28 protein-coding genes are annotated in these 25,373 nt (G+C 72.5%); 13 read left to right on the plus strand and 15 right to left on the minus strand.

Going from position 1 to position 25,373, the window contains the following annotated elements; translation table 11 throughout:
* Nucleotides 1-264 precede the first annotated feature (264 nt).
* Nucleotides 265-1,002, plus strand: coding sequence for an AzlC family ABC transporter permease (locus Cba03nite_RS01385; RefSeq protein WP_203740768.1), 738 nt, complete (start codon nt 265-267; stop codon nt 1,000-1,002).
* Nucleotides 999-1,313: an AzlD domain-containing protein gene (locus tag Cba03nite_RS01390; RefSeq protein WP_203740770.1), complete on the plus strand. Its 315-nt coding sequence runs from the start codon at nt 999-1,001 to the stop codon at nt 1,311-1,313. Before Cba03nite_RS01385 ends, Cba03nite_RS01390 begins: the two co-directional genes overlap by 4 nt.
* A 116-nt stretch (nt 1,314-1,429) precedes the next feature.
* Here the strand turns inward: Cba03nite_RS01390 and Cba03nite_RS01395 are convergent, their stop codons facing one another.
* The 7 genes from Cba03nite_RS01395 to nadA all read right to left on the minus strand — a co-directional run bounded on the left by Cba03nite_RS01395 (nt 1,430) and on the right by nadA (nt 8,420).
* On the minus strand, nt 1,430-2,035 hold the full coding sequence (locus Cba03nite_RS01395) for a response regulator transcription factor (RefSeq protein WP_203740936.1): 606 nt from the start codon (nt 2,033-2,035) through the stop codon (nt 1,430-1,432).
* A gap of 41 nt (nt 2,036-2,076) precedes the next feature.
* Nucleotides 2,077-3,264 carry a sensor histidine kinase gene (locus Cba03nite_RS01400; RefSeq protein WP_203740772.1) on the minus strand — a complete coding sequence of 396 codons (1,188 nt, stop codon included), beginning with the start codon at nt 3,262-3,264 and terminating at the stop codon, nt 2,077-2,079.
* Nucleotides 3,261-3,983, minus strand: coding sequence for an ABC transporter permease (locus Cba03nite_RS01405; protein WP_203740774.1), 723 nt, complete (start codon nt 3,981-3,983; stop codon nt 3,261-3,263). Before Cba03nite_RS01405 ends, Cba03nite_RS01400 begins: the two co-directional genes overlap by 4 nt.
* A gap of 2 nt (nt 3,984-3,985) precedes the next feature.
* Nucleotides 3,986-4,879, minus strand: a complete 894-nt coding sequence (locus Cba03nite_RS01410) for an ABC transporter ATP-binding protein (protein ID WP_203740776.1) — start codon at nt 4,877-4,879, stop codon at nt 3,986-3,988.
* 71 nt (nt 4,880-4,950) lie between these two features.
* Nucleotides 4,951-5,577: a DUF3043 domain-containing protein gene (locus Cba03nite_RS01415; RefSeq protein WP_203740778.1), complete on the minus strand. Its 627-nt coding sequence runs from the start codon at nt 5,575-5,577 to the stop codon at nt 4,951-4,953.
* Nucleotides 5,578-5,765: 188 nt separating this feature from the next.
* The gene (gene murA, locus Cba03nite_RS01420) at nt 5,766-7,094 is read right to left on the minus strand and encodes a UDP-N-acetylglucosamine 1-carboxyvinyltransferase (RefSeq protein ID WP_308442741.1); all 1,329 of its coding nucleotides are present in this window, start codon (nt 7,092-7,094) and stop codon (nt 5,766-5,768) included.
* 147 nt (nt 7,095-7,241) lie between these two features.
* Nucleotides 7,242-8,420, minus strand: coding sequence for a quinolinate synthase NadA (nadA, locus tag Cba03nite_RS01425; RefSeq protein WP_239125380.1), 1,179 nt, complete (start codon nt 8,418-8,420; stop codon nt 7,242-7,244).
* A 130-nt stretch (nt 8,421-8,550) separates the two neighbouring features.
* On the opposite strand from nadA, the gene Cba03nite_RS01430 reads away from it, so the two are divergent.
* Entirely contained in the window at nt 8,551-9,705 is a 1,155-nt protein-coding gene (locus tag Cba03nite_RS01430) for a glycerate kinase family protein (RefSeq protein WP_203740783.1), read from the plus strand.
* Nucleotides 9,706-9,785: 80 nt separating this feature from the next.
* On the opposite strand, the gene Cba03nite_RS01435 is transcribed toward Cba03nite_RS01430, so the two are convergent.
* Nucleotides 9,786-10,697, minus strand: a complete 912-nt coding sequence (locus Cba03nite_RS01435; RefSeq protein ID WP_203740785.1) for a zinc-binding dehydrogenase — start codon at nt 10,695-10,697, stop codon at nt 9,786-9,788.
* A 114-nt stretch (nt 10,698-10,811) separates the two neighbouring features.
* Here Cba03nite_RS01435 and Cba03nite_RS01440 point away from each other — a divergent pair, with 114 nt between their 5' ends.
* From Cba03nite_RS01440 to Cba03nite_RS01450, 3 genes are all read left to right on the plus strand, one after another.
* Nucleotides 10,812-11,183, plus strand: a complete 372-nt coding sequence (locus tag Cba03nite_RS01440) for a MarR family winged helix-turn-helix transcriptional regulator (protein WP_203740787.1) — start codon at nt 10,812-10,814, stop codon at nt 11,181-11,183.
* An 88-nt stretch (nt 11,184-11,271) separates the two neighbouring features.
* Nucleotides 11,272-11,625, plus strand: coding sequence for a HesB/IscA family protein (locus Cba03nite_RS01445; protein WP_203740789.1), 354 nt, complete (start codon nt 11,272-11,274; stop codon nt 11,623-11,625).
* A gap of 127 nt (nt 11,626-11,752) precedes the next feature.
* A complete protein-coding gene (locus Cba03nite_RS01450) occupies nt 11,753-12,727 on the plus strand; it encodes a carbohydrate kinase family protein (protein WP_203740791.1) in 975 nt (324 codons plus the stop codon).
* Between the two features lie 4 nt (nt 12,728-12,731).
* Here the strand turns inward: Cba03nite_RS01450 and Cba03nite_RS01455 are convergent, their stop codons facing one another.
* Nucleotides 12,732-12,971: a sulfurtransferase TusA family protein gene (locus Cba03nite_RS01455; RefSeq protein WP_203740938.1), complete on the minus strand. Its 240-nt coding sequence runs from the start codon at nt 12,969-12,971 to the stop codon at nt 12,732-12,734.
* Nucleotides 12,972-12,973: 2 nt separating this feature from the next.
* The gene (locus Cba03nite_RS01460; RefSeq protein WP_239125381.1) at nt 12,974-14,155 is read right to left on the minus strand and encodes a cysteine desulfurase family protein; all 1,182 of its coding nucleotides are present in this window, start codon (nt 14,153-14,155) and stop codon (nt 12,974-12,976) included.
* Between the two features lie 230 nt (nt 14,156-14,385).
* Here Cba03nite_RS01460 and ctaC point away from each other — a divergent pair, with 230 nt between their 5' ends.
* Together ctaC and Cba03nite_RS01470 are read left to right on the plus strand one after the other, a co-directional pair.
* Nucleotides 14,386-15,210 (plus strand): aa3-type cytochrome oxidase subunit II, encoded by an 825-nt coding sequence (gene ctaC / locus Cba03nite_RS01465; protein WP_203740793.1) that lies wholly within the window; start codon nt 14,386-14,388, stop codon nt 15,208-15,210.
* A gap of 11 nt (nt 15,211-15,221) precedes the next feature.
* Nucleotides 15,222-15,647 carry a cytochrome c oxidase subunit 4 gene (locus Cba03nite_RS01470; protein WP_203740795.1) on the plus strand — a complete coding sequence of 142 codons (426 nt, stop codon included), beginning with the start codon at nt 15,222-15,224 and terminating at the stop codon, nt 15,645-15,647.
* A gap of 67 nt (nt 15,648-15,714) precedes the next feature.
* Here Cba03nite_RS01470 and trpD read toward each other — a convergent pair whose 3' ends face one another.
* Genes trpD through Cba03nite_RS01485 form a run of 3 tightly spaced genes read right to left on the minus strand, consistent with a single transcriptional unit; the run spans nt 15,715 to nt 18,214 of the window.
* Nucleotides 15,715-16,812, minus strand: a complete 1,098-nt coding sequence (trpD, locus tag Cba03nite_RS01475) for an anthranilate phosphoribosyltransferase (protein ID WP_203740797.1) — start codon at nt 16,810-16,812, stop codon at nt 15,715-15,717.
* A gap of 41 nt (nt 16,813-16,853) precedes the next feature.
* A complete protein-coding gene (locus tag Cba03nite_RS01480) occupies nt 16,854-17,249 on the minus strand; it encodes a response regulator (RefSeq protein WP_203740799.1) in 396 nt (131 codons plus the stop codon).
* Nucleotides 17,246-18,214 (minus strand): cytochrome c oxidase assembly protein, encoded by a 969-nt coding sequence (locus Cba03nite_RS01485; RefSeq protein WP_239125382.1) that lies wholly within the window; start codon nt 18,212-18,214, stop codon nt 17,246-17,248. The genes Cba03nite_RS01480 and Cba03nite_RS01485 overlap by 4 nt, the downstream gene beginning before the upstream one ends.
* A gap of 156 nt (nt 18,215-18,370) precedes the next feature.
* Here Cba03nite_RS01485 and ctaE point away from each other — a divergent pair, with 156 nt between their 5' ends.
* The 5 genes from ctaE to Cba03nite_RS01510 all read left to right on the plus strand — a co-directional run bounded on the left by ctaE (nt 18,371) and on the right by Cba03nite_RS01510 (nt 23,757).
* Nucleotides 18,371-18,976, plus strand: coding sequence for an aa3-type cytochrome oxidase subunit III (ctaE, locus tag Cba03nite_RS01490; protein ID WP_203740804.1), 606 nt, complete (start codon nt 18,371-18,373; stop codon nt 18,974-18,976).
* Between the two features lie 8 nt (nt 18,977-18,984).
* Nucleotides 18,985-19,797, plus strand: coding sequence for a cytochrome bc1 complex diheme cytochrome c subunit (gene qcrC, locus Cba03nite_RS01495; RefSeq protein ID WP_203740807.1), 813 nt, complete (start codon nt 18,985-18,987; stop codon nt 19,795-19,797).
* Entirely contained in the window at nt 19,794-20,870 is a 1,077-nt protein-coding gene (qcrA, locus tag Cba03nite_RS01500) for a cytochrome bc1 complex Rieske iron-sulfur subunit (protein ID WP_203740815.1), read from the plus strand. Before qcrC ends, qcrA begins: the two co-directional genes overlap by 4 nt.
* A 5-nt stretch (nt 20,871-20,875) precedes the next feature.
* The gene (gene qcrB, locus Cba03nite_RS01505; protein WP_203740817.1) at nt 20,876-22,462 is read left to right on the plus strand and encodes a cytochrome bc1 complex cytochrome b subunit; all 1,587 of its coding nucleotides are present in this window, start codon (nt 20,876-20,878) and stop codon (nt 22,460-22,462) included.
* Nucleotides 22,463-22,575: 113 nt separating this feature from the next.
* On the plus strand, nt 22,576-23,757 hold the full coding sequence (locus tag Cba03nite_RS01510) for a cytochrome P450 (protein ID WP_203740942.1): 1,182 nt from the start codon (nt 22,576-22,578) through the stop codon (nt 23,755-23,757).
* Between the two features lie 365 nt (nt 23,758-24,122).
* On the opposite strand, the gene Cba03nite_RS01515 is transcribed toward Cba03nite_RS01510, so the two are convergent.
* Nucleotides 24,123-24,968: an alpha/beta hydrolase family protein gene (locus tag Cba03nite_RS01515; RefSeq protein ID WP_203740819.1), complete on the minus strand. Its 846-nt coding sequence runs from the start codon at nt 24,966-24,968 to the stop codon at nt 24,123-24,125.
* 73 nt (nt 24,969-25,041) lie between these two features.
* Nucleotides 25,042-25,317, minus strand: a complete 276-nt coding sequence (locus Cba03nite_RS01520; protein ID WP_203740821.1) for an Lrp/AsnC family transcriptional regulator — start codon at nt 25,315-25,317, stop codon at nt 25,042-25,044.
* Nucleotides 25,318-25,373: the final 56 nt, after the last annotated feature.

A 25,373-nucleotide genomic window follows, 5' to 3' on the forward strand; every position in this document is an offset into this window, starting at 1 on the left:
CCGCCCGGCCTGTCCCTCGATCGTTCGACTTGCCTGGCAAACGGGCGTATCACGCATCAAGATTCGCCCACCTGCCAGGCAAGTCGGACGATCTTGGGTGCGGCGGGGCGGTGCGGGTGCGGCGGGTGCGGCGGGGCGCGGGCCGGTGGGTCGGCGGGGATGGGGTGGGTGGGGATGTCCAGCAAGTGGGCGGGCTTGGGGGGTTGTTAACGGGCGGGGATATCGTGAGCGGTAACTGACGAAACGGCTTGAGGTGATTACCTGATGGGCGCGACGGGTGGGCGCGACGCGCGGCTGTGGCGCGACGCGGCGGCGATCAGCGCCGCGACCGGCGTCATCGGCCTGTCGTTCGGCGCGATCGCGGTCGCGGGCGGCCTGCCCGGGTGGGCGCCCATCCTCATGTCGCTGCTCGTCTTCGCGGGCGGCTCCCAGTTCCTGGCGGTGGCGCTGATCACCGGCAGCCCGCTCGCCGCCGTGCTCGGCGGCCTGCTGATCAACGCGCGGCACCTGCCGTTCGGGCTGGCGCTGGGCGGCGCGCTGGGCGGCGGCCGGGCCGCCCGGTTCGCGGGCGCGCACGTGGTGATCGACGAGAGCACCGCGTTCGCGCTGGCCGAGCCCGATCCGGCCCGGCGCGGGCGGACTTTCTGGACGGTCGGCGTCGGCATCTTCGTGACCTGGAACATCGGCACGCTGATCGGCGTGCTGCTGGGCAGCGCCGTGGGCGACCCGGCGGCGTACGGGCTCGACGCCGCGTTCCCGGCGGGCCTGCTCGCGCTGCTGCTGCCCTCGCTGCGCGACCGGGCGACCAGGGCCGCGGCGATCGCGGGCTCGCTCATCGCCGTACTGGCGACGCCCCTGCTCCCGGCGGGCGTGCCGGTGCTGTTCGCGCTGCTGGGCGTGCTCGCGGCGGTGTTCCTGCCCACCCCGGCCCGCCCCGCGGCGGCGACGCCCGCCGCCGGGGCCGAGCCCGTGCCCGGTGCGAGAGGCGGCCGTCCGGTATGACGATCCTGCTGGTGATCCTGGCCTTGGCCGCCGGGACCTACGCGACCCGGCTCGCGGGCGTCATGCTGCACGACCGTCTCGTGCTGCCCGAGCGGCTCCGGCACCTGCTCCCCATCGCCGCCACGACCCTGCTCGCGGCCCTGGTCGCCACGGCGGTGTTCACCGAGGCCGGCCGCGTGGCCCTCGGGGTGGCCCGCCCGCTCGGCGTGCTCGTCGGGGCGATCCTCGCCTGGCGCAAGGCCCCGTTCGTGGTGGTCGTGGTCGCCGCCGCGGGCACCGCCGCCCTCCTCCGCCTCGCCGGCCTCCCCTGACCGGCCAGCCTCCCCTGACCGCGCTGGCCTCCGCGGACCCGCCGGCCCCTGACCGTCGGCTTCCTAACCGCTGGCGTCCGCTGACCGCACCCGCCGCCCCCTGACCGTCGGCGGGGTCAGAGCCAGCCCTGGGCGCGGGCGGCCTGGAGGGCTTCCATGCGGTTGCGGGTGCCGGTCTTGCCGATGGCGGCGGAGAGGTAGTTGCGGACCGTGCTCTCGGACAGGTGCAGGCGGGCGGCCAGGTCGGCGATCGTCGCGCCGTCGGCGGCGCAGGCCAGCACCTCACGCTCCCGGTCGGTGAGCGGGTTCGGCCCGGCGGCCAGGGCGGCGGCGGCCAGCGCCGGGTCGATGACGGTGCGCCCGGCCAGCACCTGCCGGATCGCCTCGGCCAGCTCCTCGACCGGCCCGTCCTTGACCAGGAAGCCCCGGGCGCCCGCGTCCATGGCCCGGCGCAGGTAGCCGGGGCGGCCGAAGGTGGTCAGGATGAGCACCCGGCAGCCGGGGGCCTCGGCGCGCAGCAGCGCGGCGGCGTCGAGCCCGGACATGCCGGGCATCTCGATGTCCAGCAGCGCCACGTCCGGGCTGGTCCGAGCCGCCGCGGCGGACACCTCGTCGCCTCGGCCGACCTGCGCCACGATCTCCAGATCGGGCTCCAGGCCCAGCAGCAGCGCCAGCGCGCCGCGCATCATGCCCTGGTCCTCGGCGAGCAGCACCCGGATCATGCGCGCGGTTCCGCTCGGGCCGGGGGTGGCCGGTACGCGGCTCACGAGGCCGCCTCCGCCGGGGCGGTGGCGCGCAGCACGAACCCGCCCCCGGCCAGGTCCACCGTGGACAGGGTGCCGCCGACCAGGGCCAGCCGTTCGGCGAGCCCGCGCAGGCCGTGGCCGTGGCGGGTGTCGTCCGGGGCCGGGCCGCGGCCGTCGTCGCGTACCTCCAGCTGCCAGCCGCCGGTGTCGCTGAGCGCGATGACGCAGGAGGTGGCGCCGCTGTGCCGGATGACGTTGGTGGCCGCCTCGCGCACGGCCCAGGCGAAGGCGTCGTCGACGGCGGCGGGCAGCCGCTGCGCGGGCACCCGCACGGTCGGCTCGATGCCCGCGTCGGCCAGCGCCGCACCGGCCGCGGCCAGCTCGTCGGTGAAGGCCCGGGCGCGGTATCCGGTGACGGCCTGCCGCACCTCGGTCAGCGCGGTGCGGCCGATCTGCTCGATCTCGACGGCCTCCCGGGCGGCCGCGTCCGGGTCGCGCCCGGCGGTGCGGCGTACCACCTCGGCCTTGACGACGATCAAGGACAGGCTGTGGCCGAGCAGGTCGTGCAGGTCGCGGGCGAAGCGCAGGCGTTCCCGCTCGACGGCGGCGCGGGCCAGCTCGTCGCGGGTGTCGCGCAGCTGGCGCACCAGGTGCATGAGCCGCCGCACGACCATCACCAGCGCGGCGGCCATGACCAGGTTGAAGACCGACTCGCCGATCTCCGGCCAGGGCTCGCCGTGGGCCAGCCCGACGGCGGCCCGCGCGACGACGGTCCCGGCCAGCCACAGGTACGCCACCGGCGGGCGGTAGAGGGCCGCCCCGGCGGCGGCCACGTACAGGATGACCCCGCCCCAGCCGCCGGGCTGCCCGCCCCAGCCCGCGGCCAGCGCCAGCCCGAGCAGCGCCAGGAACGCCAGCAGGAGCCGGTCGCGTACGGTCGGCGGCCGGTGCGAGCTGAACCCGCGCACCACCACGTACAGGTAGAGCCCGGCGAACGCGGCCAGCCCCGCCGCGGCGGTGAGCGCCATGGCGACCTGGCCCGCGAGCAGCGCATGCACGTTGGTGGCCAGCGGCCACAGCCAGATCGCGGCGAAGACGGCGCCCCGGCGGATGCCCCGGCGCCGGGCCGCGGCGGCGTCGGCGGGGCCGGGCGGGTACGACACCGTCGCACCCGCCCGGCCCAGGTCCTCGAAGGGTCCCCTCACCGCTGCGCCGCCGCGCGCCGGTAGGACAGGGCGGCGAGCCCGCCGAACAGCAGCGTCCACGCGGCCAGCACGGCGATCCCGGCGGCGGGCGGGGCGTGCTCGCCCGCGACCGACCAGCCCAGCTCGGCGAAGCGGTTGCTGGGCAGCCACACCGCGATCGCGGCCAGCGCCTTCGGCATCACCTCGACGGGCACGAACAGGCCGCCGAGGAAGGCGAGCCCGAACACGCCGAGCATGCTCACCGGCTGGGTCAGCTGCGGCGGCAGCGCGAAGCCGAGGGCCAGCCCGAGCGCCGCGAACGGCAGGCTGCCCAGCCACATCAGCCCGGCCAGCGCCACCCACTGCCCGGCGCTGAACTCGACGCCCTGCGAGATCGTGGCGGTGATGCCGACCGCGAGCACCGGCGGGATCGCCAGCAGCGAGGCCAGCAGCGCCTTCACGGTGACCACCTGGGTGGGGGAGAGCGGGGTGATGCGCAGCTGGCGCAGCCAGCCGTTGGCGCGCTCGTGCGAGACGGCGATGCCGACCGACAGGGCGCCGACCAGCGCGCCGTACGCGGCCATGCTGACCATGAGGTACTTGGCGACGGTCACGTCGCCGACGGTGCCGCCGCTGCCGCTGCTGATGCTGTAGATCAGCACGGGCAGCACGATCGTGAAGATCGCCATGCGGGGCTCGCGGACCAGCCGGCGCAGTTCGAAGACGAGGTACGCGCGCACGGTCACTCCTTGCCGGGGGTTGCGGTCAGGGTCAGGAAGGCCTCCTCCAGGCCCGCGCCGACGATCTCCAGGTTGCGCCAGCCGCGGCCGTCCGCCAACAGCGCGCGCACCGTGGCGTCGGAGTCGTCGCAGCTCAGCATCGCTCGCTCGCCGCGCAGCCGGACGTCGAGCACGCCGGGCAGGCCGCGCAGCCGGGCCGGGTCCGCGCCGTCGTGGTCGAAGCTGACGGTACGCCCACCGGCCAGCTTCTTGATCTCGGTGCCGCTGCCGTCGGCGACGACCCGGCCGCGCGCGATGACGATCACGCGGTCGGCGAAGTCGTCGGCCTCCTCCAGGTAGTGCGTGGCGAACAGCACCGTGCGGCCGGTCGCGGCGTAGCGGCGCATCGCGGCCCAGAACGCCTGCCGGCTCTCCACGTCCAGCGCGGCCGTCGGCTCGTCGAGCACCAGCAGCTCGGGGTTGCCCGCCAGGGCGAACGCGAAGCGCACCCGCTGCGACTGCCCGCCGGACAGCTTGTCGAGCCGCCGCCCGGCCAGGCCGGTCAGGTCGGCGGTGGCCAGGATCTCCGAGGTGGGCAGGGGGTCGCGGTAGAGCGCGCGGGACAGCTCGACCAGCTCGCGTACGGTCGCGTTGGCGGCGAAGCCGGATTCCTGCAGCATGGCGCCGACCCGACCGGCCCGCACCGCACCGGTGGGGGAGTCGCCGAAGACCCGCACCGTGCCGGCGGAGGGCTCCAGCAGGCCGAGCAGCATGTTGATCGTGGTGGACTTGCCGGCCCCGTTCGGGCCGAGCAGCGCCACCGTCTGGCCGCGGGGGATGGACAGGTCGATCCCGTCCACCGCCCGGACCGGGCCGTAGTCCTTGGCGACCGCGTCGAGCCGCACCGCTTCTGTCATGGCTTCGACGGTAAAAAGAACCGGGACCGCCGTGCAGGCACGGCGATCCCGATTCGGGCGGTACAGATGTCCTAGGCCTTGGTGGGGACCACGGGGTCGCCGAACTTCACCTGCGGCTGCGGCATGCGCATGCGGCGGAAGGTGATCCCGCGCATCACCGCGTAGAGGTAGAGCGAGCCCATCCGCTGCGTGGTCTTCGGGTAGTTCGCCTTGATCAGTTTCTTGATCTTCCGGCAGATCAGGATGCTGTCCACGATCACGGCCAGCGCCAGCAGCAGCCAGATCAGGTTCGCGGCGATCTGGATGCGCGGCTCGCGGATCTGGATCAGGAAGAAGATCAGGAAGGCGCCGCCGAAGAACCAGGTGCCGACGGTACGCCGCGAGTCGACGTAGTCGCGGACCAGGCGCCGCTCCGGGCCCTTGTCCCGCGGCAGCAGGAAGCGCTCGTCGCCCGCCTTCATCCCGGCCATGGCCTCCTGGCGCTCGGACCGGTTCTTCTCTCGCGCCCGCTTGAGCGCCTCGCGGCGGTTCGCCGGCGGCGGCTCGGCCTTGCGGCGCTGCGCCTCCGTGCGCTTGGGGGTCGCGCGCCCCTTGCCGGGCGTGTGGGAACGCGACGCGCGCACGATGTCCGAAGCCTCGGTCTCGGCGACCGTGGGCTCGGCAGGGGCGTCGGTGGACTTTCGGGAGAACAACGGCACGCAGCAAGGGTAGCCGACCGCGCGGGCCACCTGCCGCCCACGCCGCAACCTGCTGTGACCAGGCTCTCCGTCCCGCGTACGAAACGAACGCCGGCCTGCCGCGCCGAGCGCCCGGGGCGGGGGCTCGGCGCGGCAGGCCGGCGTTCAGGCACGTGCGGGGCCCGCCGGGAGGGCGGTACGGGGGCGGGTCAGCGGGAGACGGCGGCGCCGAGGCCGGCGAGCTTGGCCTCGAAGTCCTCGTACCCGCGGTTGATCAGGTCGACGCCGTGCACCCGGGAGGTGCCCTCGGCGGCGAGCGCGGCGATCAGGTGGCTGAACCCGGCCCGCAGGTCGGGGATGACCAGGTCGCTGGCGTGCAGCTTGGACGGGCCCGCGATGACGGCCGAGTGGCGGAAGCCGCGGCGGCCGAAGCGGCACGGGGTGCCGCCCAGGCACTCCTGGAACACCTGGATGTTGGCGCCCATCTGGTTCAGCGCGCTGGTGTAGCCGAAGCGCTTCTCGTACACCGTCTCGTGCACCACGGACAGGCCGTTGGCCTGCGTGAGCGCGACGACCAGCGGCTGCTGCCAGTCGGTCATGAAGCCGGGGTGCACGTCGGTCTCCAGCGCGACGGGGCGCAGGTCGCCGCCGGGGTGCCAGAAGCGGATGCCGCCGTCGACCGGGTTGTCGTCGATGTCGAACTCGCCGCCGATGGACCGGAACACGTTCAGGAACGTGGTCATGTCGGCCTGGCGGGCGCCCTTGACGGTGATGTCGCCCTTGGTGGCCAGCGCCGCGGACGCCCAGCTGGCGGCCTCGATGCGGTCCGGGATGGGGCGGTGCGAGAAGCCGCCGAGGTGCGGCACGCCCTCGATCTCGATCACCCGGTTGGTGTGCACCTTGATGATCGCGCCCATCTTCTGCAGGATGCAGATCAGGTCGATGATCTCGGGCTCGACCGCGGCGTTGGACAGCTCGGTGACGCCCTCGGCGCGCACGGCGGTGAGCAGGATCTGCTCGGTCGCGCCGACCGACGGGTAGTTCAGCTCGTACTTGATGCCGTGCAGGCCGTCCGGGGCGGACAGGTGCAGGCCCTCGGGGGACTTGTCGACGACCGCGCCGAAGCGGCGCAGCGCCTCCAGGTGGTAGTCGATCGGGCGCGGGCCGATGTGGCAGCCGCCCAGGTCGGGGATGAACGCGTGGCCGAGCCGGTGCAGCAGCGGGCCGCACAGCAGGATCGGGATCCGGCTGGAGCCTGCGTGCACGTTGATCTCGTCGACCCCGGCGCGCTCCACGTTCGACGGGTCGAAGCGCAGCTCACCGGGCAGGGCGCCGTTGGTCACCTTCACGCCGTGCAGTTCGAGCAGCCCGCGCACGATCTCGACGTCGCGGATCTTCGGCACGTCGTACATCACGCTCGGGCTCTCGCCGAGCACGGTGGCGACCATGGCTTTGGAGACCAGATTCTTGGCCCCGCGGACCCGCACCTCGCCCTTTAGCGGGCTTCCTCCGCTGACGATGAGCACGTCGTCCGACAAGGCAGACCTCCTGGGTATGGGGCGGGCCGGAAAAGCAAACCCCGGCAGCATAGCGCTGCGTGATGTGTGACGGAATACACGGCAAGCTTAAATGAACACGAGCGCCGCGATTCGGACACGGCGCTCGCACTCAGCGTAACCAAATGCCTACGGCAGGGCCAGCATCTGGTCCAGGGCGACCCGGGCGTGATGCGCCGTGTCGGGGTCGACCGTGATCTGGTTGGGCACCCGCCCGGCGACCAGCTCCTCCAGCGCCCACACCAGGTGGGGCAGGTCGATGCGGTTCATCGTGGAGCAGTAGCAGACCGTCTTCTCCAGGAACATGACCTGCTTGTCGGGGTGCGCCGCGGCCAGGCGGCGGACCAGGTTCAGCTCGGTGCCGACGGCCCACGCCGAACCGGCCGGGGCCGCGTCCAGCGTCTTGATGATGTACTCCGTGGAGCCCACGTAGTCGGCGGCGGTGACCACCTCGTGCCGGCACTCGGGGTGCACCAGGATGTTCACGCCGGGCACCTGCTCGCGCATGGCGACCACGTTCTCGTACGTGAACCGTCCGTGCACCGAGCAGTGCCCGCGCCACAGGATCATCTTCGCGTCACGCAGCTGCTGGTCGGTCAGGCCGCCGTTCGGCTTGTGCGGGTCGTAGAGCACGCAGTCGTCGAGCGAGTAGCCCATCTCCAGCACAGCCGTGTTGCGGCCCAGGTGCTGGTCGGGCAGAAAGAGCACCTTGGTCGCGGACTGCTTCGCATCCGCTCCGGGCACCTTCTCGCCCTGCTCGAAGGCCCAGTCCAGCGCGCGCTTGGCGTTGGAGGACGTGCAGACCACGCCGCCGTTGCGGCCGACGAAGCCCTTGATGTCGGCGGAGGAGTTCATGTAGGTGACGGGCACCGTCGACCCCGCGATGCCGAGGTCGGTCAGCAGGTCCCAGCACTGCTCGACCTGCTCCAGCACGGCCATGTCGGCCATGGAGCAGCCCGCGGCCAGGTCCGGCAGGACCACGCGCTGGGCGTCGGTGGTGAGGATGTCGGCCGACTCGGCCATGAAGTGCACGCCGCAGAACACGATGAACTCGGCGTCGGGCCGCGCGGCGGCCTCGCGGGCCAGCTTGAACGAGTCGCCGGTCACGTCGGCGAACTGGATGACCTCGTCACGCTGGTAGTGGTGGCCGAGCACGAAGACCCGGTCACCGAGGGCGGCCTTGGCGGCGGCGGCGCGCTCGACCAGGCCCGGGTCGCTGGGCGCGGGCAGGTCGCCCGGACAGTCGACACCGCGTTCGGCGTCCGGATCCTTGCCGCGGCCGAGCAGCAGCAGTACGGGAGCAGTCACGTGTCCCATAGTGGCACCGATCGCCCGGTGCAGTCGCTCCCGTTGCGCTGTGGCCTGCCCCACGGCGCGCGCGTGGGACGCCGCCGTGGGCTGGCGCGCGACTGCAAACAGCGCCGTTATGGTGCTGGCCATGCGAGTGCTGATCTGTCCCGACAAGTTCGCCGGCACGCTCACCGCGGTGGAGGCGGCGCAGGCCGTGGCCGAGGGCTGGCGCACCGTCGCCGCCGCCGACGAGCTGATCTGCCGCCCGATCGCCGACGGCGGCCCCGGCTTCGTCGAGGTGCTGCACTCCTCGCTCGGCGGCGAGCTGCTCCCCGTCCCCACGACCGACCCGCTGGGCCGCCCGGCCGCCGGCGCGGTGCTGCTGGTCGGCGAGCCCGGCGACGTCACCGCGTACGTCGAGAGCGCCCAGGCCTGCGGTCTGCACCTGGTCGACCCCGCCGAGCGGGACCCGAAGCTCACCTCTTCATACGGCCTCGGCGCGCTGGTCCAGGCGGCGCTCGCGCACGGCGCCCGGCGCGTGGTCGTCGGGCTGGGCGGCTCGGCCACCAACGACGGCGGGGCGGGCCTGCTCGCCGCCCTCGGCGCGGTCGGCCTCGACGCCGCCGGCCAGCCCCTGGCCCCCGGCGGCGCGGCCCTGACCACCTGCGCCTCCCTCGCCGTGACCGGCGGCGACGAGGAGGCCGCCGTCCTGCTGCCGCCCGGCGTCGAGCTGATCGCGGCGACCGACGTCGACAACCCGCTGACCGGCCTGCACGGCGCGTCCGCGGTGTACGGCCCGCAGAAGGGCGCCACCCCGCAGGACGTCACCCTGCTCGACGCGGCCCTGGCCAACTGGGCGGCGGTGCTGGAGCGCGAGCTGCCCGGCTGCCCGGCGAAGCTGGCCGAGCTGCCCGGCGGCGGCGCGGCGGGCGGTCTCGGCGCGGCGCTGCTCGCGCTCGGCGGCACGGTGGCCTCCGGCATCGACCTGGTCCGCGAACTCACCGGCCTGGACCAGGTGCTGGAGGAGACCGACCTGGTCATCACCGGTGAGGGCTCGTTCGACCACCAGTCCCTGCGCGGCAAGGCCATCTCCGGCCTGGCCGGCGCCGCCCGCGACCTCGGCATCCCGTGCGTGGTGCTGGCAGGCCGCGTCACCACCGGCCGCCGCGAGCAGGGCGTGGCCGGCGTCACCGAGGCGTACGCCCTCGTCGACCACTTCGGCAGCGTCGACCTGGCCCTCGCCGAACCCGCCCGCGGCCTGCGCGAACTCTCCGCCCGCCTCGCCGCCCAGTGGTCCCGCTGAAAGGAAGGGCACCTTCTCATCGCTTTGCGATGTAGAAGGTGCCCTTCCCAACCGCCGGGCGCCCCCGTGGCGCCCGGCGGTCAGCTCACGTCGAGCACGGCCTTGCCGTTGACGCGGCGGGCGAAGAACGCCTCCGCCGCCTCGGCGGCCCGCTCCCAGCCGCCGCGCCAGCCGAGCTGCGGATCCAGCCGCCCCTGGGCCACCAGGCCCGCCAGGTATGCCAGGTCAACACCGTTGCCTCGGTCCACCTCGCCGATGTACGCCTCGAGGCGGCGCCGCCGCCCGATCGTCGAGTACGGCGGGAACACCGACGGCTCATCCGACGCGGACCCGATCGACACGACCGTGCCGTCGAGCGCGAGCAGCTCCCACAGCGCGGGCAGCGCCGGGCCGCCGACGTTGTCCAGCGCGCCGTCGAGCTGCCCGGTGATCTCGCCGACCGAGGCGACCACTTCGGCGGCCCCCAGCTCGCGCAGCCCCTTGGCGCGCTCCGGGCTGGCGGCGACGGCGATGACGTGCGCCCCGCCCAGCGCCCCGAGCTGGACCGCGAACCGGCCCACGCCGCCGGACGCGCCGGTCACCGCGATGCGCCGGTCCAGCAGCGGCCCGATCCGCCGCAGCCCGTTGAGCGCGGCCAGGCCCGCCACCGGCAGCGCCGCGGCCTGGGCGAAGGACACTTCTTCGGGCAGCACGGCCAGCTCGGCGGTGTCGACGGCGCGCAGGGCGGCCCAGGCCGGTTCGCCGCCGAAGGTGACCACCCGGGCGCCGGCGGGCGGGCCGGAGCCGTCGGCGGCGGCCACCGCCACCACGCCCGCGGCGTCCCAGCCGGTGACCGTGCCCGCGGGCAGGTCGCGAACGTGCGACAGATCACCGAAGTTGAAGGAGATCGCCCTGACCTCGACCAGAGCCTGGCCGGGTCCGGCGACCGGATCCGGCACCTCGCCGATCCGGAGGTGGGCGGGGGCGTCGTGGTCGACCAGCAGCGCACGCATGGGCGGTGTCCTTTCGGGAGACGGGCGTCTCTGCGTACGCTAAATGCACGTGCATTGAATGCGCAAGCATTAAATGCGTTCACATTTACTGCACCTGCATGTTAAGCTGCGGCCATGCCCGAAGAGGTGGCCGTCAAGACCTGGCGCGAGCTGTCCCGGCAGTTCGCGGCGCTGTCCTGGGCGCTGGAGAGCGCGCTCAAGGAGCAGCACGAGCTGGGCATGAGCGAGTTCGAGGTGCTCGACCGGCTGGTCGAGGACGAGCACCGGTGCCTGCGCATGCAGGAGCTGGGTGAGCTGATCCACCTCAGCCAGAGCGCCCTGTCCCGGACGGTGGCCCGGCTGGAGAAGGACGGCCTGGTCGAGCGCGCGCTCTGCGCCACCGACCGGCGCGGCGTGTACGTCCGGCTCACCGATCCGGGGCAGCAGCGGCACGCCGAGGCGCGGCCCACTCACCGGCGCGTCATCAACGACACACTGCGCGGGTGAGGCCCGTGAGGCGCCGTGGGGAATCAACCTGGGGCGCGCTAGCGTTATCTCGAAGGATTATCAGCACTTCACGCTGGAGGAGCACCCTGTGACCACGCCCGACATCAAGACGGACGCCACCGGTATCAACCTGACCCCGATCGCGGCCGGCAAGGTCAAGGCTCTGCTGGAGCAGGAGGGTCGCGACGACCTCCGGCTGCGCGTCGCGGTCCAGCCCGGCGGCTGCTCCGGTCTGCGCTACCAGCTGTTCTTCGACGAGCGCGAGCTCGACGGCGACATCGTGAAGGAGTTCGACGGCGTCGAGGTCGTCGTCGACCGGATGAGCGCGCCCTACCTGGCCGGCGCCACCGTCGACTTCGCCGACCGCATCGACGCCCAGGGCTTCACCATCGACAACCCGAACGCCGGCGGCTCCTGCGCCTGCGGCGACTCGTTCCACTGATCTTCGGTTTCGCGCCCTGTGGGCGTGGACACACAGCGGCACTCCGGCCACGCCGGAGTGCCGCTGTCGTATGTGCGGCGACCGGTAGGCTTTCCGCGCCCATCCATCGCCGACCTGAAGGCCGACCATGAAGATCTGCGTAACCGGATCGATCGCCACGGATCACCTGATGCACTTCCCGGGCCGCTTCGCGGACCAGCTCATCGCCGACCAGCTCGACAAGGTGTCGCTGTCGTTCCTGGTCGACGACCTCGTGATCCGGCGCGGCGGCGTGGCGGCCAACATCGCCTTCGGCATGGCCAAGCTGGGCCTGCGCCCGGCGCTGGTCGGCGCGGTGGGCGCGGACTTCACCGACTACCGCGCCTGGCTGGAGCGGCACGGCGTGGACTGCGACTCGGTGCACATCAGCGAGATCGCGCACACCGCGCGCTTCGTCTGCACCACCGACGAGGACCTGTGCCAGGTCGCGTCGTTCTACGCCGGGGCGATGAGCGAGGCCCGCAACATCGAGCTGGCCCCCGTGCACCAGCGCCTCGACGGCCTCGACCTGGTCATCGTCGGGGCCAACGACCCCGTCGCGATGGTGCGGCACTCGCAGGAGTGCCGGGACCGGGGGTACGCGTTCGCGGCCGACCCGTCGCAGCAGCTGGCCCGGATGGGCGGCGACGACGTGCACCAGCTCATCGAGGGCGCGGAGTACCTGCTGACCAACGAGTACGAGAACTCGCTGCTGGAGCAGAAGACCGGCCTGTCCTCGGCGCAGGTGCTGGAGCGGGTCAAGGTGCGGGTCACCACGCTCGGCAAGAACGGCGTCGAGATCACCGGGCGGGACTTCGCCCCGATCCGGGTGCCGGTGGCGCGGGAGATCCACGCGTACGACCCGACCGGGGTCGGCGACGGGTTCCGGGCCGGCTTCTTCGCGGCCCTGTCCTGGGGCCTGGGCCTGGAGCGCGCGGCGCAGGTCGGCGCGCTGGTGGCGACGCTGGTCCTGGAGACGGTGGGCACCCAGGAGTACGACGTCGACCCGGACAACTTCCTCAAGCGCCTGGCCGAGTCCTACGGCGACGGCGCCGCGGCCGCGGTCCGGCCGCACCTGAACTGACGGGTCAGGCGACGCGTCTGACGTCGAAGGCGGGGGCGCCGTCCACCGAGGCGGCGCCCACGTACTGCTGGGCGCGCATGCGGCACCAGGCCGGAATGTCGACGGCGGCGGCGGGGTCGTCGGCCAGCACCCGGACCACGGTCCCGACCGGCACCTGCGGCAGCCGCCTGGCCAGCGCGATGACGGGCAGCGGGCAGCGCTGACCGAGGCAGTCCAGCACCTCGGCCGGTTCTCCGGTGGGCAGGCTCACATCCCCACCTCCGCGCGCAGCGCCGCCACGATGCCGGGCAGCTCGGCCAGGAACCGGTCCACCTGCTCGGGCGTGGTGTCCCGGTGCAGCGACAGCCGGATGTTGCCGTGCGTGAGCACGCCCATCGCCGCGAGCACGTGGCTCGGCCGCAGCGTGGACGACGTGCAGGCCGAGCCGGACGACACCGCGAAGCCGCGCCGGTCGAGCGCGGTCAGCAGCGCCTCCCCGTCGACGTAGAGGCAGGAGAAGGTGACCACGTGCGGCAGCCGGTCCACCGGGTCGCCCACGATCTCGACGTCCGGCACGGTCGCTGCGACGGTGGCGCGTACGTGCTCGACCAGCGCGGACAGCCGTTCGCCCTCCTTCGCGGCCGCCTCGTGCACGGCGTGCAGCGACGCCGCGGCGGCGAGGATCGCGGGCAGGTCGGGGGCGCCGGGCCAGCGGCCGGACTCGCGGTCGTCGGCCGGATACGGGGACACCCAGCGGGTGCCCTTGCGCAGCACCAGCAGGCCCACCCCGGCCGGACCGCCCCACTTGCGGGCGCTGCCGGTCAGCAGCGACCAGCCTCCGGGCACCGGCACCCGGCCCAGTGACATGGCGGCGTCCACGTGCAGCGGCACCCCGGCGTCGCGGCAGCGCGCGGCGGCCTGCGCGACCGGCTGCACGGTGCCGGCCTCGTGGCTCGCGCTGATCAGTGAGGCGAGCGCCACACCGGGGGCCGTCACGGCCGCGCCCCACGCGTCGAGATCTACCCGGCCCAGGCGGTCCACCGGCACCTCGGTCTCCGTGCCGCCGTCGCGCACGTGCCGCTCGCCGGCGTGCAGCACGGCCGAGTGCTCGATCGCGGAGCGGACGAAGCCCGGCCCGGTGCGGCGGCGGCCGGCCAGTCCACCGAGGACGGCGGCGTGGACGGCGGTGGTGCCGCTGCTGGTGAAGCTCAGCTCGTCGGCGCGTACGCCCAGGACCTGAGCGATCGTGTCGCGGGCCGCGTCCAGCAGCAGCCGCGCGCGGCGCGCCCGGGTGTAGAGCTTGCCGGGGTCGGCCCAGCCGTCGCCGAGCGCGGCGAGCAGCGCCTCGCGCGCGGCCGGGTGCAGCGGGGTCGCGGTGGCCGCATCGAAGTACGCGCCGACCCCGTTCTCGTCGCGATCGATGGGTCCGGCCTGCCGGGGATCTCGCACCCCTCGACGGTATCGTGATCTAGCGGTGGCGGCTCCGTCGCCGTCATGACGTCCCCGTGGACACGCCGGATCACCGGGCCCACCCCAGGCCCGGCAGCGGGCCCGGGGTGAAGTACTCTGCGACCGTCGGTCACGCCCCTCACCGGTGCGTCCGAGGGTGGCGCTGCTTAGGGAGGCAGGAGCAGGTGGTCGCAAAGCGAGCCCGCAGGCGAGTTCTCGGCTTGAGCGCGATGTCGGTCGGTGCGGTGACGCTGCTCGCCGGGTGCAACGTCGGCGACGCGTTCGGTGGCTTCGGCTGGCCGAAGGGCGGCATCACCGAGCAGTCCGAGCGGATGTACGACCTGTGGGTCGGTTCCGTGGTCGCGGCTCTCGCGGTCGGCGTGTTCGTGTGGGGCCTGATCTTCTGGTGCATCGCGGCCTACCGCCGCAAGCGCGGGGACGTGGACCTGCCCACGCAGACGCGGTTCAACCTGCCGATCGAGATCCTCTACACGGTGCTGCCGTTCCTGGTCATCTCGGTGCTCTTCTACTACACCGCGATCATCCAGACCGACGTGGACCGGCTGAGCAAGAACCCGGACGCCACCGTCGAGGTCGTCGCGTTCAAGTGGAACTGGCAGTTCAACTACCTCGCCAGCCCCGAGCCGGACGCCGAGCGGGTGGAGAGCACCCCGGGCGACAGCAACTACATCCCGATCGTGGTCGTCCCGGTCGGGCAGACGGTGCGCTTCGTCGAGCACAGCGCCGACGTCATCCACTCGTTCTGGGTGCCGGAGCTGCTGTTCAAGCGCGACGTCTTCCCGGGCAACGTGGTCAACCAGTTCGAGGTGACGGTCACCCAGCCGGGCGCCTACGTCGGGCGCTGCGCCGAGCTGTGCGGCACGTACCACTCGATGATGAACTTCGAGCTGCGCGCCGTGACGCCGGAGAAGTACCAGCAGTTCGTGGCGGCGCTGAAGGCGGGCAAGAACACGCCGCAGGCGCTGACGGCGATCGGTGAGCCCGCGTTCGCGACCAAGACCGTGCCGTTCCCGACCCTGCGCACCGCGAACTGAGGCTGAGGACTATGAAGACGGAATACCGGATCTTTATCGGCGTCTCGCTGTTCCTGATCGTGGCGGCCGTGGTCTACGGCTGGTGGACCAACCACGCCATGGGCGGGGTGGAGGCGATCGGCACGACCGCGCTGGTCCTGTCCACGCTGCTGTGCGCGATGTGCGGCGGATACTTCTGGTTCGTCTCGCGGCGCATCGACCCGCGCCCGGAGGACCGGCTCGACGCGGAGATCGCGGACGGCGCCGGCGAGCTGGGCTTCTTCAGCCCCGGCAGCTACTGGCCGTTCGGCATCGCGGTGTCGGCGCTGATCGCCTCGCTCGGCCTGGTGTTCTGGATGTGGTGGCTGATCGCGCTCGGCATCGTGTGCGTGCTGCTGTCCAGCTCGGCCCTGCTGTTCGAGTACTACACCGGCACCCGGCGCACCGCGGAGCACTGAGCTCCGGCACATACGAGAAACCGGCTCCCTCCACCACGGAGGGAGCCGGTCTTTTCGCGTATGGGTACTACTCGGCGTACTTCGCGGCCGCGGCCGCGGTGATCCAGCGGTCCAGCGCGGCGGCCGCGGCGCCGGAGTCGATCGCCTCGGCGGCGCGCCGCATGTTCACGTGCAGCGCCTCGGTCAGCTCCGTGCCGATCGTGTCCGGGTCGGGTGCCCCCGCACCGGCGACCGCCCAGTCGTGGGCGGTGAGCGCGGCGGCCGTGTTGACCAGCACCGCGTCGCGCACCGCGCCGGTCTCGCCGGCCAGCAGGCGGCGCACCGCGTCGGCGTTGACGGCCACGTCGCCGCCGCGCAGGTCCCCCGCGGACGAGCGGGGCACGCCGAGGTCGGCGGAGTCGACCGTCAGGGGGGTCACCTGGCCGCCACGAGCCAGCCAGACGCGCGTGGGCGCGGCGGTGGTGAACTCGTCCAGGCCGTCCTCGCCGCACAGCACCAGGACCGTGTCACCGCGATCGGCGAACACCCGGGCCATCACGCCGGCCATGCGCATGTCGGCGCAGCCGACCGCGCCCGCCCGGGGCCGGGCCGGATTGGTCAGCGGGCCGAGGAAGTTGAACGCGGTGGGCACGCCCAGCTCCCGGCGTACGCCACCGGCGTGGCGCAGCCCGGCGTGGAACGTCGCGGCGAAGCAGAAGGTGATGCCGACCTCGTCGGCGACCGCGGAGACCTGCTGCGGGGTCAGGTCCAGCGGGATGCCCAGGAACTCCAGCACGTCCGCGGTGCCGCAGGACGAGGAGGCGGCCCGGTTGCCGTGCTTGACGACGCGGGCCCCGGCCCCGGCGGCGACGATCGCGGACATGGTCGAGATGTTGACCGTGTGCGCCTGGTCGCCGCCGGTGCCGACCACGTCGACCGTGACCAGCCGCTGCTCGTCGGTCTGCGGCAGGGGAGCGGCCTGCGCCAGCATCGTGGCCACCAGGCCGGAGAACTCGTCGGCGGTCTCGCCCTTGGCGCGCAGCAGCAGCGCGAAGCCGGCGATCTGCGACGGCGTCGCCGCGCCCGTCATGATCTCGCCCATGGCCCAGGCGGTGTCGTCGGCCGTCAGCTCCTCGCGCCGCAGCAGCGTGCCGAGCAGGTGGGGCCAGGTGTTCCGGTCGCCCATCGGGCCTCCAGGGGTGAAGGGCGTGGCGCGCGGAGCACTGCTCAAGCGGCCACGGAGGATTCGTCGTGCAGCAGGTTGGCGATGGCCCTGGCGGTCTCGATCGGGTCGAGCGGGTGGACCAGCGTCGCGTCGACGCGGGCGTACGCCGCCAGCCAGCGGTCGGCCGAGCGCGCGATCACGACGCAGGTGGGCGGGCACTCGTCGATCTCGTCCTTGAGCTGACGCGCCACGCCCAGGCCACCGCCCGGGGTCGCCTCGCCGTCCAGCACCAGCAGGTCGATCTCGTAGTCGTCCACGAGCTTGACGCACTCGCCGTAGGTGGACGCCTCGACGAACTCGACCTCGAGGTCCGGGGCGGGGTGCTCGCCGATGGCCAGCCGCATCCGGTCGCGGACCTGCGAGTCGTCGCTGTAGAGCAGGACGGTCTTGGTACTCATGCGCTCATCCTAAGCGGTGAGGTGATCTCGTGGTCGTGCGGTGCGCCGTCAGTCTGCGGCGGCGCCGTGGCGGCATCCTCGGCGGCCTCCCCGGCCGCCCGGGCGGCGTCCTCGCGGTCGAGCTGCCGGTCGATGCGCGCCGCCTCCTGGCGGGACTGGCGGATCCACTGGGCCACCAGGATGGCGAGCATCGTCACAGAGACGATCTCGCCGCCCGCCCACAGCACGCCGCCCGCGGTCACCTGGTCGGCCCAGGGATCCATCCAGGACAGGCCGAGCGAGGGGTACCAGTCGCCGCCGAGGAGCGTCTTCGACTGCATGATGGTGAGCCCCAACACGGTGTGAAACGGGACACTCAGCACCATCAGCAGCGCGCGCGCCGGATACGGCCAGCGGCCGGGCAGCGGATCGCGCCCGAGCAGGGGCCAGAAGAACAGGCAGCCGGTGGCGATGAAGTGCGCGTGCATGACCTCGTGCAGCCATTCGTGGCGCAGCGTCTGCTCGTACAGGCTGGTGAAGTACAGCGCGAACGGGTTGGCGATGAAGATGGCGAACGCGGTCAGCGGGAACGCGAGCACCGCCGCGACCCGGCTGTGCAGCACCGCGAGCAGCGTCTTGCGGGGCTTCGCGGGCAGCGTGCGCAGGGCCAGGGTGACCGGCGCGCCCAGCGCCAGGAAGATCGGGGCGACCATGGACAGCGCCATGTGCTGGATCATGTGCACGCTGACCAGCGTGGTGTCGTAGCCGCCGATCCCGCTGACGGTGACCAGGGCGAGCGTGCCCAGGCCGGGGCCGAGGAAGGCGACGGTGCGCCCCACGGGCCACCGGTCGCCGCGCATCCGCAGCCGGTGCGTGCCGTAGAGGTAGAGCGCCGCCGCGAGCAGCAGACCCACCGCGAGCCACGAGTCCAGCCGGGCGCCGGTCACCAGAGTCTCGACGGTGAACGGGGGCGTCTCGGCGCTCAAGGTCGTAACAGGGGAGGTCAGCGCGGTGAAATGATCGACAGGCGGCACCACCCGAGGCTAAACGGTGGTGGTCGCGACGGTGCCGCCGGGTGGCGACACGCCGCCAACCAGGCACCCCGACGCTCGCCGATGCAGGTCGGGGGCAATAATGACCGCGTGACTGCCGCCTCAGCCATCGACAAGAGCAGGATCCACTCCCTGACCAGGCCCAACATGGTCAGCGTCGGGACGATCGTGTGGCTCTCCAGCGAACTCATGTTCTTCGCGGCGCTGTTCGCGATGTTCTTCGCGATCCGCGCAGCGGATTACAGCATGTGGGAGAAGAACGCCCACGTGCTGAATCTGCCGTACGCGGTCTTCTTCACGACGATCCTGGTGCTGTCCTCCATCACCTGCCAGATCGGCGTGCTGCGCGCGGAGCGGGGTGACGTGTACGGGCTGCGGTTCTGGTTCACCATCACGTTCCTGATGGGCCTGACGTTCGTGCTCGGCCAGGTGAACGAGTACCGCGTGCTGGTCAGCGAGGGTGTGAAGATCAACTCGGACGGCTTCGGGTCGATGTTCTACCTGACCACGGGCTTCCACGGCCTGCACGTGACAGGCGGTCTGATCGCCTTCATCATCTACATGATCCGTACCACCATGGGCCGGTTCACGCCGGCGCAGGCGACCTCGGCGATCGTGGTGTCGTACTACTGGCACTTCGTCGACGTGGTCTGGGTCGGCCTCTTCTTCATGATCTACCTGCTGGAGCGGATGTGAGCTCGGCCATGACATCTGACACCCCACGCCCGGCGCCGGGCGCGCCCAAGCAGCGCGGCCGCGTGCGCCGCCGGCTGAACTCCGCGCTGCGCATGTTCGCAGCGCTGGTGTTCGCGGGCGGGATCTACGCGATCGTCGCGCCCGGTGGCGCGCAGGGCGCCGCGCCGCTGACGCCGGCCGCCGAGGCGGGCAAGGCGCTGTACGACCAGAGCTGCATCTCCTGTCACGGCGCCAACGCGCAGGGTGTGGCGGGCCGGGGCCCGAGCCTGATCGGCGTCGGCTCCGCAGCGGTCGAGTTCCAGGTGGAGACGGGCCGCATGCCGGCCGCCCGCCAGGAGGCGCAGGCCGGGCGCAAGCCCCCGCTGTACACCAACGACCAGGCTCGCCAGCTGGGCGCGTTCATCCAGGAGCTGGGCGGCGGCCCGCAGCTCCCCGAGGGTGAGGACTACGCGTCGAAGGGCGACATCGCCCGCGGCGGCGAGCTCTACCGGATCAACTGCTCGTCCTGCCACGCCTTCTCCGGCGGCGGCGGCGCGCTGTCCAGCGGCAAGTACGCGCCGACCCTGGAGCCCGCCACGGACCGGCAGATCTACGCCGCGATGCTGACCGGCCCGCAGAACATGCCGGTCTTCGGCGACAACGAGCTCTCCCCGCAGGACAAGTTCGACATCATCGCCTACGTGCAGAACCTGAAGACCGACGCCGACCCGGGCGGCTGGGGCCTCGGCCGCTTCGGTCCGGTGACCGAGGGCCTCGCGATCTTCCTGGTCGGTGTGGTTGCCCTGGTCTTCGCCTCGCTTTGGATTGCAGGTAAGTCATGAGTGACACGAGCACCCAGGTGCGCGACGCCTCGGGCGTCGACCTGAACGACCCGGAACTCACCCGGTTCGACATCGTGCGCGAGGGCGCGCGCCGCGACGGCGTGGAGATCGTCCACTACGAGCCGCAGTACGCGCCGGGCTCCAAGGGCGAGAAGCGGATGGTCCGCATCGTCGCGTTCTTCTTCATCCTGACCGGCCTCGCGGCGACCGCCTTCCTGGTCGCGTTCATCTGGTGGCCGTGGGAGTACGAGCCGGGCACCAACGCCAGCAAGCTCTACACCCCGGTCCTGGGCCTCACCCTGGGCCTGGCCCTGCTCGGCATCGGCCTGGGCATCCTGACCTGGGGCAAGAAGCTGCTGCCGCACGAGATCGCGATCCAGGAGCGGCACGACGGGCCGTCCGACCCGACCGAGCAGAAGCTGACCGGCAACACGCTGCAGTTCATCGGCGAGGAGTTCGGCCTGTCCCGCCGCCCGCTGCTGAAGCTGTCGCTGCTGGGCCTGCTGCCCGTCGGCGCGGTGGCGGCCGCGGTGCCGATCGGCGCCCTGATCAAGGACCCGCACCACCCCGACATCCTCTTCAAGACCGGGTTCGCCGGCGCCACGCCGCAGAACCCGATCCGCCTGATGCGCGACGACGAGACGCTCATCCGGCCGGAGGAGGTCAGCACCGGCGGCCAGATCACGGTGTTCCCGCACATCCCGGGTGGCCAGACCAACCACCACGCCGACTCGCCCACGCTGCTGATCCACCTGCGTGAGGACGACGCGGCACTGCTCAACGGCCGGCTCTACAACATCAACCAGGGCAGCACCTGGAGCAGCTTCGTGGCGTACTCGAAGATCTGCACCCACGCGGGCTGCCCGGCCAGCCTCTACGAGCAGCAGACCAACCGCCTGCTCTGCCCCTGTCACCAGTCGCAGTTCCTCATCACCGACAACGCCCGGCCGATCTTCGGCCCGGCCACGCGGTCGCTGCCCATGCTGCCCATCAGCGTGGACGCGGAGGGCTACCTGGTTGCCACCGGCGACTACAAGGTGCCGGTCGGACCGGCGTTCTGGGAGAAGGACTGATCGCCATGAAGCGTCGCAAGCTTGATTTCAAGGCGCTCCCGGGCAAGGCCGCGCAGGAGGTGGACACCCGCCTGCCGGTCGCGACCCCGTTGCGCTCGATGCTGAACAAGGTGTTCCCCGACCACTGGTCGTTCCTGCTGGGCGAGATCGCGCTGTTCTCGTTCATCATCCTGCTGCTCACGGGCACCTTCCTCGCGCTGTTCTTCGAGCCCTCCATGCAGGAGGTGCACTACAACGGGTCGTACCTGCCGCTGCAGGGCGTGCAGATGTCCCGGGCGTACGAGACCGCGCTGGACCTGTCGTTCGACGTGCGCGGCGGCCTGATCATGCGGCAGATGCACCACTGGTCGGCGCTGCTGTTCATGGCCGCGATCGTGGTGCACATGTTCCGGATCTTCATGACCGGCGCGTTCCGCAAGCCGCGCGAGCTCAACTGGATCATCGGCCTGAGCATGTTCTGGCTGGGCTTCACCGAGGGCTTCGCCGGCTACTCGCTGCCCGACGACGCGCTGTCCGGCACCGGCCTGCGCATCGCCTCGGCGATCATGCTGTCCATCCCGGTGATCGGCTCCTGGGTGACCACGTCGCTGTTCGGCGGCGAGTTCCCCGGCGAGATCATCCTGTCCCGCCTGTACATCCTGCACGTGTTCCTGCTGCCGCTGATCCTGCTCGGCCTGGTCACCGTGCACCTGGCGCTGGTCTTCATCCAGAAGCACACCCAGTGGCCGGGCCCGGGCCGGACCGAGAAGAACGTGGTCGGCGAGCGCTTCGTGCCCCGCTACACCATCAAGCAGGCCGGGTTCTTCATGCTCGTCTTCGCGGTGATCGCGCTGATGGGCGGCCTCTTCCAGATCAACCCGATCTGGCTGTTCGGCCCGTATGAGGCCGCCGTCGTCTCGGCGGGCAGCCAGCCCGACTGGTACGTCATGTTCCTCGACGGCTCGACCCGCCTCATGCCCGCCTGGGACATCCGGGTGTTCGGGTACAACATCCCGCCGCTGTTCTGGCCGACGGTGGTGCTGCCCGGCATCCTGACGATCCTGCCCATGGCGTACCCGTGGATCGAGCGGCGCTGGAAGAAGGACTACGCCTCGCACAACCTGCTGCAGCGCCCGCGTGACGTGCCGGACCGCACCGGTCTGGCGGCCATGGCCTTCGCGTTCTACATGGTGCTGACGATCTCCGGCGGCAACGACATCGTCGCCGACAAGTTCCACATCAGCCTGAACGCGATGACCTGGGCGGGCCGCGTCGGCCTGCTGGTGCTGCCGCCGCTGGCGTACTACTTCGCGCGCCGCCTGATGCTGGGCCTCCAGCAGCACGACCGCGAGGTGCTCGCGCACGGCGTCGAGACCGGCATCATCAAGCGCCTGCCCGACGGCCGCTTCGTCGAGGTGCACCAGCCCCTCGTCGAGCCGGACGCGCACGGCCACACCGACCTGCCGTACGTCGGCTGGACGGTGCCGAAGAAGATGAACCGGCTCGGCGCGCTCGGCCCGGCCGTACGCGGTTTCTTCCGCCCCATCGAGCAGCCCGCGCCCCCGGCGCAGCAGCCCGAGAAGCGCGAGGAGATCACCACCGGCCCGCACTGACCTGCGCGCCAGTCACCGACGGAGGGGCACCCGCCACATGGCGGGTGCCCCTCCGTCGTACGCTTCGCGATAGGACGGACGGGGGTGTGACCGTGCAGGACGCGCTGGCGGCGATGCAGATGCTGGCCACGGCCGAGGGCCGGGCCGACCCCTATCCGCTGTACGAGCGGCTGCGGGCCGCCGGCCCGGTGCTCCCGCTCGGCGAGGGCTTCGCCGTGGTCACCGGGTACGCCGAGGCCGACCAGGTGCTGCGCGGCACCGGGTTCCGGGTCACCGACGAGGCCGCGCTCGACGGCTCCCTGCCCGGCTGGCGCTCGGTCGCCTCCTGGCGCTGGCTCAGCCGCACCATGCTGTGGCGCAACGCGCCCGACCACACCCGGCTGCGCCGCCTGGCCGGGTCCGCGTTCACCCCGCGCCGGGTGGCCGCGCTGCGCGCCGACGTGGCGGCGCTCGCCGAGGGCCTCATCGCGCCGCTGGCCGCCGCGGGGGAGCCGGCCGACTTCATGGACACGGTGGCGTACCCGCTGCCCGTCTCGGTGATCTGCGCGCTGCTCGGGGTGCCCGACACCGACCGGGACTGGTTCCGGCCCCGCGCCCACGACCTGACCCTGGCGCTGGAGGTGTTCGCGGGCGACCCGGACGAGCTGGCCCGCGCCGACGCCGCCAGCGACGAGCTGGGGGAGTACTTCGTCGAGCTGCTGGCGCGGCGGCAGCGCGAGCCGGGCGACGACATGATCAGCGACCTGCTGGCGGCTGGGGCGGCGGGAGAGGCCGGTGGCGCCGAGCTGGTCGCGCACCTGGTGCTGCTGCTCATCGCGGGCTTCGAGACCACCACCAACCTGCTCGGCAACGGCCTGGCCGTGCTGCTCGACCAGCCCGAGCACGCCGCGCGGCTGCGCGACCGGCCGGAGCTGGTGGACGCGTACGTCGAGGAGATGCTGCGCTACGACCCGCCCGTGCAGGTGACCTCGCGGTACGCCGCGCAGGACGCGGAACTCGCCGGGGTCGCCGTGCCGGCCGGCACCGAACTGCTGCTCGTGCTCGCGGCGGCGGCGCGCGACCCGCGCCGGTTCGCCGAACCGCACCGCTTCCTGCCGGATCGGGAGGGCGCGCCGTCGCTGTCGTTCGGCGCGGGGCCGCACTACTGCCTGGGCGCGCCGCTGGCGCGGCTGGAGGCGCAGCTCGCGTTCCCGCTGCTGCTGGAGCGGCTGCCCGGCCTGCGCGCGGCAGGGCCCGCCACCCGCCGCGACCGCCTCGGCTTCCGCGGCTACACCCGCCTGCCCATCACCCCCTGACCCCTCGCGGTCGGCCGGGTGGTGTCGTGGTGGCCACTTTCGCGTGGTGGGCGCGGGGTGGGCATGGCACAGTGGCGCCACACCCCAGGCAGTGAGAGGCAGCCCCCATGATTCCCGCAGCTCTGACCCGTGAGAACCGGCCGCGTCAGCCCCGTCGCTCCGCCGTCGGGCACGGCGTGGCCCGTCATTCCGTGCTCAACCTCGGCTGGCTCAGCAGCTGCGGCTCGGCTCGCCCGCAGCACCAGGGCGCATGCTGCCGCCCGATGTCGCTGATGCCCCGCTGACCGGCTACTCCGCGCTGCCGCCGTGCCATGATCGCGGCTTCGTGTCGAAACCTGTGGCCACGCTCCACCTTTCGACACGAACTAGCGATCATGCCCCAGTCGCGTGAGCCAGTGGGAGATGCGGGGGGCCAGGGTCGAGCCCGCCTTGACCCACTTGAAGTGGTCGAGGGGGACGCCGGCCTCGGCGGTGGTGAGGTGGTCGCGGGTCACCGTGGCCGTGGGGAGGGCCGCGACCAGGTGGTCGGTGGTCTGCGGCGGCGTGTACTGGTCGTCGTCGACGCTGATCGCGAGCACCGGCAGGTCGATCGCCGCCAGCCCGTCCTCTGCGGCCAGGTGCGCGGGGAAGCGGCCGTGGCGCGCGGTGTACGCCCAGTCGCGGATGACGCCGCGGGCCTGCCGCCCGCCGAAGCCCCAGCCGGGCCAGACCCGCAGCGCGGCGGACACCCCGTTGACGACCTGGGTCATGCCGAGCACGGCCAGCCGCTGCAGGCGCGGGTAGGTGCGCCAGTAGGGCAGGCCCACCGCGATCAGGATGATCCCGTCGGCCCGATGACCCCGGCCGCGGGCGGCCTCGCGGGCCAGGTGCAGCACCGCGGTCTGGCCGCCGAGGGAGTGTCCGAGCAGGACGGTACGCCGCCCGGCGCGCTGCTCGGCGAGCGCGTCCAGCACCGCGTCGACGTCGTCGGCCAGCTCGGGGTAGCCGTACCGGCTGTCCCGGCTGGGCCGGGGTGCGCTGGCCCCGGTGCCGCGCAGGTCGGCCACGGCGACGCCGATGCCCGCCTCGTTGAGGCTGTGCGCGAAGCGGGTGTAGTAGCCGGCGGGCACGCCCATCGCCGGGAAGACGACGGCCAGCGGGGCGTCGGGTGCCTGCGCGGGGTGGAGCAGGATGGCGAGCCGGTCGCTGCCGCGGTCCACGGTGAGCTGCATGGCAGCAGCCTAGACCGCGAGGTTACTCACAAGTAAGAACCTCGGAGTGTGACGCGGGCCGCTGCGCGCGGGCTCAGAAGCCGATGGCGAACGCCTGCTCCAGGTCGTGGCGCGAGTACGAGCGGAACGCGATGTGGGTGTCCGTGCCGAGCACGCCCGGCACCTTGGAGATGCCGCCCGCGATGACCTCGGCGATGTGGTCGAACTCGCGCACCCGGACGATGGCGATAAGGTCGACGCCGCCCGCGACGGAGTACACCTCGCTGACGCCCTCCAGGTTGGCCAGTTCCTCGGCGACCTCCGGGATCGCGTCGGTCGCGCAGTCGATGAGAACGATCGCTGTGATCACCGGGACTCCTCGCGTCGTGCGGGTCGATCAGGAAGCTGTGCCGGCGGCACGCCGCC

The organism is Catellatospora bangladeshensis, from assembly GCF_016862575.1.
Taxonomy (GTDB): Bacteria; Actinomycetota; Actinomycetes; order Mycobacteriales; family Micromonosporaceae; genus Catellatospora; species Catellatospora bangladeshensis.

Bases quoted from the DNA above. Each gene is read 5' to 3' on its own strand.
- Cba03nite_RS01385 (WP_203740768.1), top strand. From the start codon at position 265: ATGGGCGCGACGGGTGGGCGCGACGCGCGGCTGTGGCGCGACGCGGCG.
- Cba03nite_RS01390 (WP_203740770.1), top strand. From the start codon at position 999: ATGACGATCCTGCTGGTGATCCTGGCCTTGGCCGCCGGGACCTACGCG.
- Cba03nite_RS01395 (WP_203740936.1), bottom strand. From the start codon at position 2,035: ATGATCCGGGTGCTGCTCGCCGAGGACCAGGGCATGATGCGCGGCGCG.
- Cba03nite_RS01410 (WP_203740776.1), bottom strand. From the start codon at position 4,879: ATGACAGAAGCGGTGCGGCTCGACGCGGTCGCCAAGGACTACGGCCCG.
- Cba03nite_RS01430 (WP_203740783.1), top strand. From the start codon at position 8,551: ATGCGAGTGCTGATCTGTCCCGACAAGTTCGCCGGCACGCTCACCGCG.
- Cba03nite_RS01435 (WP_203740785.1), bottom strand. From the start codon at position 10,697: ATGCGTGCGCTGCTGGTCGACCACGACGCCCCCGCCCACCTCCGGATC.
- Cba03nite_RS01440 (WP_203740787.1), top strand. From the start codon at position 10,812: ATGCCCGAAGAGGTGGCCGTCAAGACCTGGCGCGAGCTGTCCCGGCAG.
- Cba03nite_RS01450 (WP_203740791.1), top strand. From the start codon at position 11,753: ATGAAGATCTGCGTAACCGGATCGATCGCCACGGATCACCTGATGCAC.
- ctaC (WP_203740793.1), top strand. From the start codon at position 14,386: ATGTCGGTCGGTGCGGTGACGCTGCTCGCCGGGTGCAACGTCGGCGAC.
- Cba03nite_RS01470 (WP_203740795.1), top strand. From the start codon at position 15,222: ATGAAGACGGAATACCGGATCTTTATCGGCGTCTCGCTGTTCCTGATC.
- trpD (WP_203740797.1), bottom strand. From the start codon at position 16,812: ATGGGCGACCGGAACACCTGGCCCCACCTGCTCGGCACGCTGCTGCGG.
- Cba03nite_RS01480 (WP_203740799.1), bottom strand. From the start codon at position 17,249: ATGAGTACCAAGACCGTCCTGCTCTACAGCGACGACTCGCAGGTCCGC.
- qcrC (WP_203740807.1), top strand. From the start codon at position 18,985: ATGACATCTGACACCCCACGCCCGGCGCCGGGCGCGCCCAAGCAGCGC.
- qcrA (WP_203740815.1), top strand. From the start codon at position 19,794: ATGAGTGACACGAGCACCCAGGTGCGCGACGCCTCGGGCGTCGACCTG.
- qcrB (WP_203740817.1), top strand. From the start codon at position 20,876: ATGAAGCGTCGCAAGCTTGATTTCAAGGCGCTCCCGGGCAAGGCCGCG.
- Cba03nite_RS01510 (WP_203740942.1), top strand. From the start codon at position 22,576: ATGCAGATGCTGGCCACGGCCGAGGGCCGGGCCGACCCCTATCCGCTG.
- Cba03nite_RS01515 (WP_203740819.1), bottom strand. From the start codon at position 24,968: ATGCAGCTCACCGTGGACCGCGGCAGCGACCGGCTCGCCATCCTGCTC.